The sequence below is a fragment of the Arthrobacter sp. S41 genome, from assembly GCF_004320535.1.
Lineage (GTDB): Bacteria > Actinomycetota > Actinomycetes > Actinomycetales > Micrococcaceae > Glutamicibacter.
This window is the reverse complement of the sequence record NZ_SIHY01000001.1, coordinates 1,432,775-1,446,840: the sequence shown is the minus strand read 5'-3', so window position 1 is coordinate 1,446,840 and position 14,066 is coordinate 1,432,775. Positions and strand designations below refer to the sequence as shown.

At 55.5% G+C, this 14,066-nt stretch carries 14 protein-coding genes; 9 read left to right on the top strand and 5 right to left on the bottom strand.

The window, feature by feature from the left end; translation table 11 throughout:
- Positions 1 to 170: 170 nt before the first annotated feature.
- The 5 genes from EYR88_RS06660 (at position 171) to ccsB (ending at position 4,910) form a co-directional block, all read left to right on the top strand.
- The gene (locus tag EYR88_RS06660; RefSeq protein WP_131088884.1) at positions 171 to 833 is read left to right on the top strand and encodes a histidine phosphatase family protein; all 663 of its coding nucleotides are present in this window, start codon (positions 171 to 173) and stop codon (positions 831 to 833) included.
- A gap of 4 nt (positions 834 to 837) precedes the next feature.
- On the top strand, positions 838 to 1,461 hold the full coding sequence (locus EYR88_RS06655; protein ID WP_207306468.1) for a TlpA disulfide reductase family protein: 624 nt from the start codon (positions 838 to 840) through the stop codon (positions 1,459 to 1,461).
- Positions 1,462 to 1,469: 8 nt separating this feature from the next.
- Positions 1,470 to 2,225: a cytochrome c biogenesis CcdA family protein gene (locus EYR88_RS06650; RefSeq protein ID WP_131088883.1), complete on the top strand. Its 756-nt coding sequence runs from the start codon at positions 1,470 to 1,472 to the stop codon at positions 2,223 to 2,225.
- 95 nt (positions 2,226 to 2,320) lie between these two features.
- Complete coding sequence (locus EYR88_RS06645; RefSeq protein ID WP_242632474.1) at positions 2,321 to 3,853, top strand: cytochrome c biogenesis protein ResB; 1,533 nt, start codon at positions 2,321 to 2,323, stop codon at positions 3,851 to 3,853.
- Positions 3,846 to 4,910, top strand: coding sequence for a c-type cytochrome biogenesis protein CcsB (gene ccsB / locus EYR88_RS06640; protein WP_131088881.1), 1,065 nt, complete (start codon positions 3,846 to 3,848; stop codon positions 4,908 to 4,910). The genes EYR88_RS06645 and ccsB overlap by 8 nt, the downstream gene beginning before the upstream one ends.
- A 279-nt stretch (positions 4,911 to 5,189) precedes the next feature.
- Here the strand turns inward: ccsB and EYR88_RS06635 are convergent, their stop codons facing one another.
- Entirely contained in the window at positions 5,190 to 5,594 is a 405-nt protein-coding gene (locus tag EYR88_RS06635; RefSeq protein WP_131088880.1) for a PLD nuclease N-terminal domain-containing protein, read from the bottom strand.
- 53 nt (positions 5,595 to 5,647) lie between these two features.
- On the opposite strand from EYR88_RS06635, the gene EYR88_RS06630 reads away from it, so the two are divergent.
- Positions 5,648 to 5,938: a DUF4229 domain-containing protein gene (locus EYR88_RS06630; RefSeq protein ID WP_131088879.1), complete on the top strand. Its 291-nt coding sequence runs from the start codon at positions 5,648 to 5,650 to the stop codon at positions 5,936 to 5,938.
- A gap of 142 nt (positions 5,939 to 6,080) precedes the next feature.
- Here the strand turns inward: EYR88_RS06630 and EYR88_RS06625 are convergent, their stop codons facing one another.
- From EYR88_RS06625 to EYR88_RS06610, 4 genes are all read right to left on the bottom strand, one after another.
- On the bottom strand, positions 6,081 to 6,965 hold the full coding sequence (locus tag EYR88_RS06625) for a 1,4-dihydroxy-2-naphthoate polyprenyltransferase (RefSeq protein WP_131088878.1): 885 nt from the start codon (positions 6,963 to 6,965) through the stop codon (positions 6,081 to 6,083).
- 75 nt (positions 6,966 to 7,040) lie between these two features.
- A complete protein-coding gene (locus tag EYR88_RS06620) occupies positions 7,041 to 8,168 on the bottom strand; it encodes an AMP-binding protein (protein WP_131088877.1) in 1,128 nt (375 codons plus the stop codon).
- A gap of 27 nt (positions 8,169 to 8,195) precedes the next feature.
- Positions 8,196 to 9,158, bottom strand: coding sequence for a 1,4-dihydroxy-2-naphthoyl-CoA synthase (locus EYR88_RS06615; RefSeq protein ID WP_131088876.1), 963 nt, complete (start codon positions 9,156 to 9,158; stop codon positions 8,196 to 8,198).
- A gap of 176 nt (positions 9,159 to 9,334) precedes the next feature.
- On the bottom strand, positions 9,335 to 10,750 hold the full coding sequence (locus tag EYR88_RS06610) for an MFS transporter (protein WP_131089811.1): 1,416 nt from the start codon (positions 10,748 to 10,750) through the stop codon (positions 9,335 to 9,337).
- Positions 10,751 to 11,111: 361 nt separating this feature from the next.
- Between EYR88_RS06610 and EYR88_RS06605 the strand changes: the two genes are divergently transcribed.
- From EYR88_RS06605 to EYR88_RS06595, 3 genes are read left to right on the top strand one after another with little or no spacing between them, the layout of a single operon-like run.
- Complete coding sequence (locus EYR88_RS06605; RefSeq protein ID WP_131088875.1) at positions 11,112 to 12,335, top strand: acetyl-CoA C-acyltransferase; 1,224 nt, start codon at positions 11,112 to 11,114, stop codon at positions 12,333 to 12,335.
- 2 nt (positions 12,336 to 12,337) lie between these two features.
- A complete protein-coding gene (locus tag EYR88_RS06600; RefSeq protein ID WP_131088874.1) occupies positions 12,338 to 13,132 on the top strand; it encodes an enoyl-CoA hydratase/isomerase family protein in 795 nt (264 codons plus the stop codon).
- 2 nt (positions 13,133 to 13,134) lie between these two features.
- Complete coding sequence (locus EYR88_RS06595) at positions 13,135 to 14,007, top strand: 3-hydroxyacyl-CoA dehydrogenase family protein (RefSeq protein WP_131088873.1); 873 nt, start codon at positions 13,135 to 13,137, stop codon at positions 14,005 to 14,007.
- Positions 14,008 to 14,066 lie beyond the last annotated feature (59 nt).

Genomic DNA, 14,066 nt, shown 5'->3' with positions numbered 1-14,066 from the left:
ATCCTTTAGGGGTCAACTTGTTGTTGTGTTCAAGACTAGTACTCGGCGCTGTGAGCTACCCCATCCAAAAGGATGGTTTTTCTATATGGGAATCCCATGCATGGGCTGTGAATAGTTGATGGTGGACACAATATGACTATTTTGCACTGAACATTTGAGACACTGGAAGTATGCCTTTATCGACCGTCCATTTGTTGCGCCACGGGGAAGTTTTCAACCCTGACCGTATTCTTTACGGACGGATCCCCGGCTACGGGCTCTCCGAGCTGGGATTCAAAATGGCTGATGCGGCCGGCGAATTTTTCGCTCAGCGTCAGGCCGAGGGAGCCAAGGTGGTTCGCTTGGTTGCTTCGCCATTGATCCGTGCCCAGCAAACCGCTGCTCCCACCAGCCACGCCCTGAACCTGCCGATTCGCACTGATGACCGTGTCATCGAAGCCGGTAACAAACTTCAAGGCCTGTCCAAGGTCGCCGAGCACCTTCGTCAGCCGAAGTTCTGGCCATTGTTGGTCAACCCACTCAAGCCATCATGGGGCGAACCTTATGCGCAGCAGGTTCAGCGCATGCGTGAAGCCATGGATGCGCATCGTCGCGCTGCTGTCGCCGAACACGGCGAAGGCGCCGAAGTGATCATTGTTAGTCACCAGCTTCCTATCTGGGTCACTCGCCGAGCAGCCGAGAAGAAGCCGTTGTGGCACGACCCGCGTCAGCGCGAATGCACGCTGGCCTCGGTCACGAGCTTCGACTTTGAAGGGGACGAATTAGTCTCCGTGCGATACACCGAACCAAACCCCGAGCTACTGGCCGGCGCAGCGAATATTCCTGGAGCCTAAGCAAATGACTGATCCTGTGCCAACCCCGCGCAATCTGAGCCGACGCACCATGCTGCGTTCGTTGATGCTTACCGCCGCGATCGTTCCTTTGGCTGCCTGTGGCGCCAAGGAAGATACGTTGACTGCGCAAGCAAACAACGGCGATGGGAAAAACTACATTGCTGGCGACGGAGCTGTGCAGGAATACGTAGCATCCAAGCGCAGTGAACCAGTAGAGATCACCGCGACCACGTACCACGGCACCGACGTTGACTTCAGCAAGTGGGAAGGCAAGCCAGTAGTGATGAACTTCTGGTACGCCGCCTGTGCGCCATGCCGTATCGAAGCTCCAGATTTGAAGAAGTTGGCCAACAAGTTTGGTGACAAGGTGGAGTTCATTGGCGTCAACGTGCGTGATGAAGCGGAGGCAGCCAAGGCGTTTGAACGCACCTTTGACCTTCCTTATGAATCAATCCAAGACACCTCTGGCGATATTCAGCTAGCTATGACCAAGTACGTGCCTTTGCAAGCCGTTCCTTCCACCCTGGTCCTAGACCGCAAGGGACGAGTGCGCGCCCGCGTTATTGGTGCAGCGGATCCGGGCACTTTGAAGTCGCTGATCGATACTGCTTTGACCGAAGAGTTGTGAGCTAGGCGTTGACCTCAAATCCATTTGCCGACATCGTCCTAGACGGGTCGTTATTACTCGCGTCGCCGGTAGCGGTGTTGGCGGGATTAGTATCATTTCTTTCTCCCTGCGTTCTGCCACTGGTTCCCGGATTTCTTGGCTACGTCACCGGTCTGACCGGAGCGGATCTCAAAGAACACCGACGAGGCCGGGTAGTCCTTGGAATCTTGCTGTTTGTTCTTGGATTCTCCGTAGTTTTCATCGCAGCTGGCGTGCTGTTCAGCCAGGCGACCGCCTGGTTAAAATTTAATGGATCTTGGGTCACCCAGATTCTGGGCATTGTCGTAATTTTTATGGGCATCGTCTTCATGGGCGGATTCTCATGGATGCAGCGTGACCGTAAGATCCATAAAAAACCACCAGCCGGGCTATGGGGTGCTCCGGTCCTGGGCCTGACCTTTGGTCTAGGCTGGGCACCGTGCATCGGCCCAACCTTGAGCGCGGTACTAATAATGTCTACCGGTGGCGGAGCCAACGTCGCACGAGGCACATTGCTCACGGCGTTCTACTGCCTAGGACTAGGGTTGCCGTTCATCCTGATAGCCCTTGGACTACAGCGCGGAATGCAGGCATTAGCGTTCTTCCGCAAACATCAGGTATTCATCATGCGTTTTGGCGGCGCAATGCTCATGGCCCTCGGCGTAGTCATGGTGACTGGCCTATGGGGCACTTGGGTGTCAGAACTGCAAAACTGGTTTGCCAATGAAGTGAGGTTGCCAATTTAATGGCGAAAAAACAACGGAAGTCCAAAGGCACCCAAGACGCACCCGCATTAGGGTTTGTCGGTACCCTGCGGTGGATCTGGACTCAACTTACATCCATGCCAACAGCGTTGTTCTTGCTGTTGCTATTGGCTGTTGCTGCTGTACCGGGATCGATTTTCCCGCAGCGTCCCTCGGGGCCAGAAAACGTCGTAGGCTACATTGACCAGCACCCGGTGGCCGGTCCATGGCTTGATCGCTTCCAGATGTTCAACGTCTATTCCTCGGTCTGGTTCTCAGCGATCTACATTCTGCTGTTCATCTCCTTGGTTGGCTGCATCATTCCGCGTGTGCGTAAGCACGCGCAAGCACTGCGTACTCCACCACCACGCACTCCGGCTCGCCTGAACCGTTTGCCGCAATATACTTCCTACGAGATTCTCGAAGGTGAGTCGGATACCCCCGATGATGACCAAATCATTGAGGACTCCTACAAGATCCTGAAAAAGCGTGGTTATCGAGTAGAACGCCGCGAGGATGCGACGGGACGTTCGGTAGCAGCAGAACGTGGTTACGTTCGTGAAATCGGCAACCTGATGTTCCACATCTCGTTGATTGGTGTGCTGGTTGCCGCCGCCGTGGGTGGGGCCTTCGGCTACACCGGACAGCGTGTGGTTGTTGAGGGGGAGACCTTCGTTAACTCGCTGGTTGCCTACGACTCGTTCACTCCGGGAACCGCGTTTAATGCTGACAAACTTCCTGGTTACTCGGTGAAACTCGATAAATTCGACATCGTCTTTGACCGTGAATCAGAGGCACATTTTGGACAGCCGCTGGACTTCACCGCGCACGTGCAGGTCCGTAAGACTGCGCAGTCAGAACCGGTAAAACAAGACCTGAAAGTGAACCATCCGCTACGTATTAATGGCGCGGATGTTTACTTGGTGGGCAACGGCTATGCACCGGTCATCACCGTGCGTGATGGTAAAGGCAACGTTTCTTACTCGGGTCCGGTAGCTTCGGTTCCGCAGGACTCCGTTTACACTTCAATCTTCGTGCTGAAGGTGCCTGACGCTAAGCCCGATCAGCTGGGCTTCCAGGGATTCCTACTTCCTACCGCGCTGGTAGATGAAAAGGGATTTGGTATCTCGGGAGATCCTAACGCGATCAACCCGCAGCTGCACCTGAACTCCTTCTACGGTGATCTAGGCCTAGACAATGGCAATCCGCAGAACGTCTTTGTGCTGGATACCGCGAAGATGAAGGCACTGAACAGTCGCGACCTCGACGCCGGTGGTATTCGTCTTGAAGCTGGCCAGACCTACGATCTTCCAGATGGCAAGGGAAGCATCACCTTTGATGACCTCAAGCGCTACGTAGCCTTGGATGTGAACTACGACCCGGGCAAGCTGCCAATTGGTATCTTTGCGGCTCTGGCTCTCATCGGACTTGGCGTCTCGCTGTTTACTCCGCGTCGTCGTGTCTGGATCAAACTGGTGCAGGTTGATGGCAAGCGTAGTATCGAATATGCGCTGTTGGCCCGTGGCGAAGACCCACGACTGGAACGCGAAGCTTCAGAACTACAAAAAATCTTTGACAAGGCTTGGCCATTGGCAAGCCAGGAGCAGAACCAAGGAGCAGTAAATGGGTAACGCTGGGGCATTATCACCAATTAATGAATCGCTGGGTGAATACAGCCAGTTGTTCATGCTGCTGGCAGCCATGGTCTATGGCGTAGTCTTCATCATCTTTGCTCTTGATTTGGCCAAGACAAACAAGTCCATTACCGAGATGGACTCTGCTGCGCTCAAGCGTGACGAAGAACTGCTCGTTGGTGCTGGCAACGTTGTTGCTGGAAGCAATCGCAAACGCCGCGGCGAAAATAGCCGAGCAGATCACATCAGTGAAGAGATCGTCTCGGACAAGATGACCTACACCAGCTTCTCGGCGAAGCGCCCCATGGCGCGCATCGCCGTAGTGCTGATGTGGCTTGCCGCTGCGCTTCACGGTTTCGCTGTGGTTTCCCGTGCTCTGGCTGCTCACCGTGTGCCATGGGGCAACATGTACGAGTTCCTCACCACCGGTGCATTCCTTGTTGCCTTGGTGTACCTGATCATTCTGATCATCAAGGACCTGCGCTTCATGGGTTCGTTCATCTCTGGTCTGGTCACCTTGATGCTGTGTGCAGCTACCATCGGTTTCCCTACTCCAGTAGGTCACCTGGTGCCAGCGTTACAGTCGCCATGGATCGTCATCCACGTTTCCATTGCAGTGCTTTCCTCTTCACTGTTTGCCATTAGCTTCGCCATGAACGTTTTGCAGTTGCTGCAGCACTCGCGCATGAACCGTTTGGCTTCAGGTCTTAGCGACAAGTTGCCATTCATGCGCGTAGTACCTGGCGCAGGTGCACTGGAGAACTTCGCCTACCGCATCAACACCATCGCGTTTGTCATGTGGACCTTCACCGTGATGGCTGGCGCCATCTGGGCCGAAGCAGCGTGGGGACGCTACTGGGGCTGGGATCCAAAGGAAGTCTGGTCCTTCGTGATCTGGGTTGTCTACGCAGGCTACCTGCACGCCCGCGCTACCGGTGGCTGGACCGGCCCACGTTCAGCATGGCTGTCGATTATCGGCTTCCTCTGCGTGGTCTTCAACTTCACCATCGTGAACATCTTCTTCAACGGACTACACTCCTACGCGGGCGTCTAGACCCCGCAGCAATACACAAACGGCGAGCGACACCCATCAGGGGTATTGCTCGCCGTTTGTCGTTGGCGGATCATTCTGGGCCTTGAAGGGCGCTGGGCTCGGCACCTTGTTCCCAACTGATCTGAGCTACCCAACTGATCCACGCTACTCATCTCAGACCACGCCAGCCGAGCAACAGGTACAACAAAGCCCCGGCCTCCGTGAGCGCCACGCGAGGGCGCGGTAACGGAAATGTCGGGGCTTGTGTTCTACGGGCCGTGAGTAGGCCGCTACTGGCTTCTAGGACTTGGTGTCCGGTGAATCAGTGTCGGTGTCTTCTGATTTAGCCGGTGGTTCAGGATTAGTATTCTTTTGAATCTTGCCCTGATCTTTGAGTTCTTGCTCACGAGCCTTAGTATCTGCTTCGCGTTGTTGCTGTCGGCGCCAGACTTCTAGCTGACGCAAAAAGTCCTCATCATCATCGGGGGCAGTTTGTTGCCCTGCTGGTTGGTTTGCCGAGCTTTGAGGTCGTCCAAGAACGAACCACAATACGGCACCGATCAGCGGTAAGAGGATGATCACTACGAACCATGCGGGCTTCGGCAAGGAACGTATCAGATGCCTCGGCGCACGGCTGCATTCGATCAAGGTGTAGATCATCAAAGCGACCGAAACTACTGCTGCGAATATAAGGAGACGGACCATGTAATCATTCTAGTGATAATCGAGTTCACAGGTTCATCGGTAAACTTGAAGTTATGCAGTTTCTGAAATATACAGCTCTTCGCCTGGGCATCTTCTGCGCAGTGTTCCTTGGTCTTTCGTGGGGTCTGAACTGGCCTATCTTCGTTTCCGGAATCATCGGGCTGATCTTCGCGTTCGCGGTAGCCTACTTGTTCTTTAATAAACTTCGTCTAAAAGCGAACGAGGACGTGCGTAAAGCTTTTGCTAAAACCTCGGCAAGTAAGACGCAGAAGCAGCTGGACGATGAAGCTGTCGAAGATGAATTTGATGAAGATCAGCGACGCAATCACCGAACTGCAGAATAAACGTCAACATAATTTGCGTGCTCGGTAACTGAGTTCTTAACTCCAGTGACCTTTTGAGCAGAAAAAAGTCTTGGCTCATCATTTCCCGCGAGGGCAGTGATGAGCCAAGGCTTTGGTGATTAAGCGCTAAATACCCGGTGGGCTAGAACCAAGTCTGCAAGATAATGGCCAGCGCAAAGAGCAAGGCATAGACCATGTTCAGCATGCCGGTCTGCTTGAGAACCTTAACCAGCTTGGGAAGCTCGTGTTCACGCAGCATCAGCAACGATGGTGCGATAGCTGGGATGAAAGTAAGCAGTAGCAACCACAGCCAAGGGAAAGTTCCGGTAGCTAGCAGTGGCAACAAGATCGCTACGGCAATCATCAACACGTAGCTCAGACGGGCATTGTGTTCGCCGAGGCGCACAGCCAAGGTAATTTTCCCAACCTCTTTATCGGTGGGGATGTCCCGAACGTTGTTGGCCATGAGTAGCGCGCAGCCAATCAAACCGGTACCAATCGCACCCAATATGGAGGTCAGTGGCAGTTCATTGATCTGAGTGAAGGTCGTGCCCAGGGTCGCTACTAATCCAAAGAAGATGAAGACGTAGATATCACCAAGGCCGCGGTATCCATAAGGATTTTTGCCACCGGTGTAGCCCCACGCAGCAAAAATGGCTGCCACGCCAACTAGCAACAACGGCCATGATGCGGAGACGACCACCAGGGTCAGGCCCGCAATAGCTGCCAGGCCAAAGCAGGCGAAGGCGAGGTTGCGTACGTTCTTCGGGGCAGTGAGTTTGGAGCCCGTAAGACGCAATGGGCCGACACGATCATCGTCAGTGCCGCGGATTCCATCGGAGTAGTCGTTGGAGTAGTTAACGCCAACCTGCAACAGCAAACCGACTATCAACGCCAGAACAAAACGGACCCAGTGAAGGGTGCCTGTTTCGCCCACTGCGGCCGCGGTGCCAATAACTACCGGGGCGATGACGATAGGCAAGGTGCGCAAACGTGCACCGGAGACCCATTGGGAAAGTGTGGCCACTTTCAGTCCTTTCGGGGCAAAAGAAAAACTCGTACCCTCTAGTTTCCCGCGAATGGGCGGGCAAGGCGAATCGAGTTAGTTGCGCGCACCGAGTTCATCAATGATCAGCTTGCGGTCGAACTTGCCGTTGGGCAGTTGTGGCAACCCGTTAGGGTAGTGCCGAACATACTTTGGCACGGCTTCTTTGCCCAAGGTTCGGCGCACCGCGTCGAAGGCTGCCTCGGTTTTGGTGGGTCCGCTGAAAGCTAAGCCAACGCTTTGACCCCACTGCGGATCAGGCACTGAAACGACCAAGGTTTGGGTGAAGAATTCTTCCAGGATGCCCTCGATCTTGGAAGCTGAGAGCTTGATGCCACCAGAGTTGATCACGTCATCCACGCGCCCAACGATGCTTAGTCGCTGGCCCTGAACAGAGCCCAAATCATCGGTAACGTACCAGCGGTGTCCATCGTGTTCTACAAAGTGCTCTGCGGTGGCCTCTGGGGAATCCACGTAGCCATCGGCCAGCATGGGGCCAGAAACCCAGATGCGAGAATCGTGTTCGGCCAGCTGCACGCCGGGCAGTGCGCTGCCGTTGTACACCAATCCACCCGAGGTCTCTGAAGACCCATAGGTTTGGAAGATCTTCAGTCCGTGGTGTCGAGCGTTGACGAGCAAGTCCTTGCTGGCGCGGGCTCCGCCGAGCAAGATGGCGTCAAAGCGTTTGAGCGCGGTCAAGGTAGCCGGATCAGCGTCATCAAGCAGGCGAGCTAGCTGGGTTGGTACCAGCGAGGTGAGGCGTCGCTTTTCAACCATCTGCTGTGCAGCCTGAGTGAACGAGGAAGCTGAAAAACTACCCGACAAATCCATGACCACAGGTTTGGTTCCGGCGAACAAGGAGCGAGTCAGCACGCTGAGCCCGGCCACATAATGCACCGGCAAAGCCAACAACCACTGGCCCTCAAATCCTAGGTACTCAGCAGTGGCCTGCGCACTTGATGCCAGCGCCTCAACACTGAGCACCGTGCGCTTGGCCCGACCAGTAGAACCGGAGGTGCGCACCACCGCCATGGGTTGTTCAAAGCCGGGCAGATCCTGCTCGGTGAGGTATTCGATGCGCCAGCCTGAGTCGCTGCTTTCGTCGATGATGACTTCAACAGCCGGGCCATCGTCGTTAGCGGCGTTGGCCAGTGCCGAGAGCAGTTCCTGAAGCTGTGCGTCCATAGTGGTTCCTTGTGCCGGTGCCAGTGATTAGAAGTAGTACGGGTAGTTGGACCAGTCAGGGTCCCGCTTGCCCAAGAACGCGTCGCGTCCCTCTACGGCTTCGTCGGTCATGTAGGCCATGCGGGTAGCTTCGCCGGCAAAGACCTGCTGACCGGCCAGTCCGTCATCAGCCAAGTTGAACGCAAACTTGAGCATGCGGATGGCTTGCGGGGATTGCTTGGCGATGTCCGCTGCGTATTCCAATGCAACTTCTTCCAGACGCTCATGATCAACTGATTCATTAACCGCGCCCATGCGTACCATGTCATCTGCGGAGTATTCGCGGGCAAGGAAGAAAATCTCGCGGGCAGTCTTCTGACCTACCTGGCGGGCCAGCAGCGCCGAGCCATAGCCAGCATCAAAGGAACCGACGGTGGCGTCGGTCTGCTTAAACTTGCCGTTTTCTTTGGAGGCGATGGTCAAGTCAGAAACTACGTGCAGTGAGTGTCCGCCACCCGCGGCCCAACCGTTGACCACGCACAGGACAACCTTGGGCATGGTGCGCATCAGGCGCTGTACTTCAAGAATGTGCAGGCGTCCGGCGCGGGCAGGGTCGATTGACTCGCGGGTCTCACCCTCGGCGTAGCGGTAGCCATCACGGCCACGGATGCGCTGGTCGCCACCGGAGCAGAAGGCGTGCCCGCCATCTTTGGCTGATGGTCCGTTGCCGGTGAGGATGACGGTGGCCACATCACTGGTCATACGGGCGTGATCCATAGCGCGGTAAAGCTCATCAACGGTGTGCGGGCGGAAAGCATTGCGCACCTCGGGACGGTCAAAGGCGATACGGACCGTTGGTAGGTCGCGAGTGATTTCGCCGTAGGTATTGCGCTCTACCTGACGGTGGTAGGTGACGTCGGTGAAGTCGAATCCTTCAACCACGCGCCAGCGCATTGGATCAAAGACGTCGGAAACCTTTTCGGGCAGGGCTGAGCTGTTCTGGCTATTCACCCTCTAAATGCTAGTACCTTGAACCTGTTTGCGCGGACTGTGGCGCACAAACCGATGGTTTTGAACGCAGTGAATCTCGGTGCCACAGCGAAGGGGCTTGGGAATTAGCCAAAAATTGACTGAAACCCAAGCCCCGCACGGTTGGTTGACGTTAGGCGTCTAGCGTTAGTTCTTCTTCACTGGTCCTTCTTCACCGTCGCTAGAATCCCGGTGTCGTGGGCATCAGGGATCTCGGTGCCTCGTAGGGAGGCGCCCGCGGTTTCCGGCATGTACTTGATGGCGATCATGCCAATGACGCAGGCGATCATCATGTAGACCGCAGGGAAAAGTAGGAAGCCTGTGGCATCAATGGCAGCCTCATTAACGATGGCCGCGGTTCCGCCAAAGAGTGCGGTAGCAATGTTGTAGGTGACCGCAAACCCGGCGAAGCGAACATGTGAGGGGAACATGGCCGGGAACGTGGCAGTAATCGTTGCCAACTGCGGAATGTACAACAGTCCGAGTACCGCAAAGCCAACGATGGCCCAGCCAAAGCTTTGTCCCATGAGCCAGAACATTGGTACAGCCAGAACAAATAATCCAATGACCGACGTGTACCACATGGGTCGGCGGCCCACCCTGTCAGAGAGTGATCCAGCAAAGGGGATGACTGCCATCATGGCCACCTCACCGATCAAGATAGTGGCCAATGAAGCCTTGGAATCCAGACCTAACTGAGTTTCCAGATAGGTCGGCATGTAGCTGAGCAAGGTGTAATTCACGACGTTCAGTGCAATGACCAGCCCGCTCATGGTGAGCATTGGCTTCCAATAGGTCATCACTAATTCTTTGAGTGTGCTCTTCTGCTGGGTTTCTTCGGCTTCTTGCATCTCCTGGAAGACTGGGGTGTCTTCCAACTTGCTTCGCAAGTACAAACCGATCAGGCCCATCGGTAATGCGAGGAAGAACGGGATGCGCCAGCCATAAGCCATCATGGATTCTTCGCCCAGGGTGATCTGCAGCAGAAGCATGATTCCAGTGCCTAAGGCGAACCCGCCCAGTGTGCCGAACTCAAGGAATGATCCAAAGAAGCCACGTTTGCGGTCCGGGGCATATTCGGCCATGAAGGTTGCTGCGCCACCGTATTCACCGCCCGTTGAGAAGCCTTGGACCATGCGAAGCAAGACAAGCAAGATCGGTGCAAAGACACCGATGGTTTCAAAGGTTGGAAGTACACCAATCAAGAATGTCGCAAGAGACATCATAATGATGGTCAAAGCGAGGATCTTTTTGCGTCCCAGTTTGTCCCCGAGTGGACCCCAAACCAGTCCGCCCAGTGGGCGAACCAGGAAGGAGAGCGCAAAGGTGGCCAAAGCCATGAGTGTGCCGCCCTCGGAAGGGAAGAAGTGTGCGGTGATATAGGTGACGGCTACCGCATATACACCGTAGTCGAACCACTCGGTCATGTTACCCATGGCGCTGGCGGCGGTAGCTTTACGAATTTCTTGGCGTCCGGCGGTGGTATTGATGTCAGGGCCGATGTCATGAGACAAATCGGGAGAAAAAGAATCGGCAGGTGTTGCGTGGTTGGGTTGGCTGTCATCCGGTGGCATAACTGCTCCGTTGCTCTTCAGCTTTTCGTCGACCGGACGCCCAGGGGATACCTCGTTATATTGACCCTGGGTGACGGTCCACGATCTGGGCAGGTGCCCAGAGTCGGTCAATCTCCACAGGCTACGTCAGGAGAATTCGAGATTCAATGTTTGACATGGATTTGTTTGTTTAGACGCTCTGTGAAATTTGCCAAATAGGTTCACGTTCTTGACGGCGAGTGAACCTTTCTGTGATTCTATTAGTGAACGAATGGTCGGTAAGTTTATGCGGTGGTTTGCGCCACCGCGAAAAACATCTTTCCGGACCCTGACCCCTGAGGTTCAATAAGTGGGGTTGGCCCCGGAGTACAAAGGAGTATTCATGGCTGAGGCATATTTGGTGGGCGGAACCCGTACTCCTGTGGGGCGTTACGGTGGCGCGCTGAGTCCGGTACGCCCAGATGACTTGGCAGCCATCACTATTTCTCAGCTCATCAAAGCCTCAGGCATTGACCCAGCAGCGGTTGATGAAGTGATTCTTGGCAACGCCAACGGTGCAGGCGAAGAAAATCGCAACGTGGCCCGCATGGCAGCGCTCCTTGCCGGGTTGCCGGTGAGTATTCCGGGCATTACGGTCAATCGCTTGTGTGCCTCGGGGATGAGTGCCATCACCATGGCCAGCCATATGATCAAGTCCGGAGCTGCCGACATTGTGATTGCCGGCGGCGTCGAGTCCATGTCCCGCGCCCCCTGGGTAATGGAGAAGCCAGATAAAGCATTTGCCAAGCCCGGAGCCGTTTTTGACACGTCTATTGGCTGGCGTTTTACCAATCCTCAATTTCTCTCCGGTGAGCTATCCCGCGAGGGCAAAGCAACTTTCTCCATGCCAGAAACCGCCGAAGAGGTGGCCCGCGTATACGGCATCTCCCGCGAGGACTGCGACGAGTTTGCCGTACAGTCCCACGCCAAAGCCATAGCCGCCATCCAGGCGGGGCACTTCCGTGACGAGATTGTTCCGGTAATTGTTAAGCACCGCAAAGGTGAAATGGTTGTTGATACCGATGAGGGCCCACGTGAAGGGACAACTCTTGAGGTGCTCGCCGGGCTACGGCCAGTAGTAAAGGGCGGCAGCGTGGTCACCGCCGGCAATGCTTCCTCGCTCAACGATGGCGCCTCAGCAATTCTGGTCGTTTCCGAACGCGCCCTAAAAAAGTACGGGCTGAACGCCCGAGCACGCATTATCGACGGCCAGGCCGTCGGACTGGAACCAGAAATCATGGGCATGGGGCCGGTGCCGGCTACCCGCAAGGTGCTTGATCGTGCAGGGCTAAAGATCGATGAGATCGGCGCCATGGAAATCAACGAAGCGTTTGCTAGCCAGTCCTTGGCCAGTATCCGAGAACTGTCAGTAGACCCAGACATCGTGAACCGCGACGGTGGGGCTATTGCTCTGGGCCATCCGTTGGGCTCAAGCGGTTCGCGCATAGTCATTAGCCTGCTGGGCCGAATAGAACGTGAACTGGCAGGTGCTGAACGCAAACTTGGTGTGGCCACCATGTGTGTTGGCGTGGGGCAAGGTTCAGCGATCCTCTTGGAAGGTGTCTAAACATGGACAACCTGACGCAGAACTTTGACACGATTCTCGTCACTGAAGGTGAAGATCGGCTTTGGGTTCGCCTGCACCGACCAGAGGTGCGCAATGCCATCGATCAGTTAATGGTTGATGAGCTACACACAGTGTGTTCCTACCTGGAAAAAAACCCGAAGATCTTGATCCTTGCCGGTACACCGGGCCAAGCGCCCAGCGAGGAAAATCCCAAGGGGAGCAAGGGGATCTTTGCCTCCGGTGCGGACATCTCCCAGTTACGTGAACGTCGCCGCAATGACGCCCTGGCCGGAATTAACTCCGGCATCTTCGAGCGCATCGCCAAGCTTCCCATGCCAGTTATTGCTGCTCTAGACGGATTTGCTTTAGGTGGCGGAGCTGAGTTGGCCTATGCCGCAGACTTCCGTATCGGCACCCCCGAACTTCGAATGGGCAATCCGGAAACCAACCTTGGGATCATGGCTGCCGCCGGTGCGACCTGGCGACTCAAGGAACTCGTGGGTGAACCGCTGGCCAAAGAGATCCTCTTGGCAGGCAAAGTGCTTACCGGCCAGCAATGTCTTCAGGCTGGTCTGGTCACCGAACTGCATGAGGCGGCGGACCTTGATACCGGCGCTGAAGCTTTGGCTGATCGGATTGCCGCCCAAGACCCGCTGGCGGTGCGCATTACCAAGTCGGTATTCCATAGCCCACGTGAAGCCCACCCGCTCATCGATACCTTGGCCCAAGGAATGCTTTTTGAATCCCAAGCCAAATTTGATCGTATGCAAGAATTCCTTGATCGAAAGAAGAAGTAACCATGAGCGCAAGTAACACCTTGGCCGCCGGCCAACTTCCGCAACGCAGCGGAGTGCTCGGTGGCGGACGCATGGGCGCCGGTATCGCCCACGCACTATTGATTAGCGGAAGTACCGTGGTCATAGTTGAGCGCGATGATGCCTCGGCGCAGGCTGCTTTTGAGCGAGTAGCTCAGTCCGTGGAAAAGTCCATCGAGCGCGGTGTGGTCAGCGAATCCAAGACCGAGCTACTGCAACGTTTTTCGGTCAGCACTGACTATCAGCAGTTCGCCAACGCTCAGCTGGTGATCGAAGCGGTTCCCGAAATCTGGGACCTCAAGGTTTCTTCCTTGCAAGCAGTTGAGCAGGTACTAGCTGCCGATGCGGTCTTGGCTTCGAATACGTCCTCCCTATCGGTGAGCGGCTTGGCCAAAGAATTAGAGCGTCCGGAAAAGTTCCTCGGACTGCACTTCTTTAATCCCGTTCCCGCGTCCACATTGATCGAAGTAGTCATCGGTGAACAAACCGATACCAGCTTGATCGAGGCCTCACGTGGTTGGGTTCAGGCCTTGGGAAAGACCGCAGTGGTGGTCAATGATGCTCCGGGTTTTGCTTCCTCACGCCTGGGGGTAGCTATCGCATTGGAAGCGATGCGCATGGTTGAAGAAGGTGTCGCCAGCGCCGAAGATATCGATAACGCCATGGTGCTTGGCTATAAGCACCCGACCGGTCCACTGAAGACCACCGATATTGTCGGACTGGATGTGCGTTTAGGAATTGCCGAGTACCTGCATGAAACTCTGGGGGAGCGGTTTGCGCCACCGCAGATCCTCAAGGATTTGGTGGCTGAAGGAAAGCTGGGGCGCAAGAGCGGCCAAGGCTTCTATAGCTGGTAGGAAATATCGGCAATTGGTCACAACACTTTCAGTCCCGTCGGTCGTAGCTGACCGGCGGG

Coding starts and splice junctions, on each gene's coding strand:
- EYR88_RS06660 (WP_131088884.1), top strand. CDS start 171: ATGCCTTTATCGACCGTCCATTTGTTGCGCCACGGGGAAGTTTTCAAC.
- EYR88_RS06655 (WP_207306468.1), top strand. CDS start 838: ATGACTGATCCTGTGCCAACCCCGCGCAATCTGAGCCGACGCACCATG.
- EYR88_RS06645 (WP_242632474.1), top strand. CDS start 2,321: ATGCCAACAGCGTTGTTCTTGCTGTTGCTATTGGCTGTTGCTGCTGTA.
- ccsB (WP_131088881.1), top strand. CDS start 3,846: ATGGGTAACGCTGGGGCATTATCACCAATTAATGAATCGCTGGGTGAA.
- EYR88_RS06635 (WP_131088880.1), bottom strand. CDS start 5,594: ATGGTCCGTCTCCTTATATTCGCAGCAGTAGTTTCGGTCGCTTTGATG.
- EYR88_RS06630 (WP_131088879.1), top strand. CDS start 5,648: ATGCAGTTTCTGAAATATACAGCTCTTCGCCTGGGCATCTTCTGCGCA.
- EYR88_RS06620 (WP_131088877.1), bottom strand. CDS start 8,168: ATGGACGCACAGCTTCAGGAACTGCTCTCGGCACTGGCCAACGCCGCT.
- EYR88_RS06610 (WP_131089811.1), bottom strand. CDS start 10,750: ATGCCACCGGATGACAGCCAACCCAACCACGCAACACCTGCCGATTCT.
- EYR88_RS06605 (WP_131088875.1), top strand. CDS start 11,112: ATGGCTGAGGCATATTTGGTGGGCGGAACCCGTACTCCTGTGGGGCGT.
- EYR88_RS06600 (WP_131088874.1), top strand. CDS start 12,338: ATGGACAACCTGACGCAGAACTTTGACACGATTCTCGTCACTGAAGGT.
- EYR88_RS06595 (WP_131088873.1), top strand. CDS start 13,135: ATGAGCGCAAGTAACACCTTGGCCGCCGGCCAACTTCCGCAACGCAGC.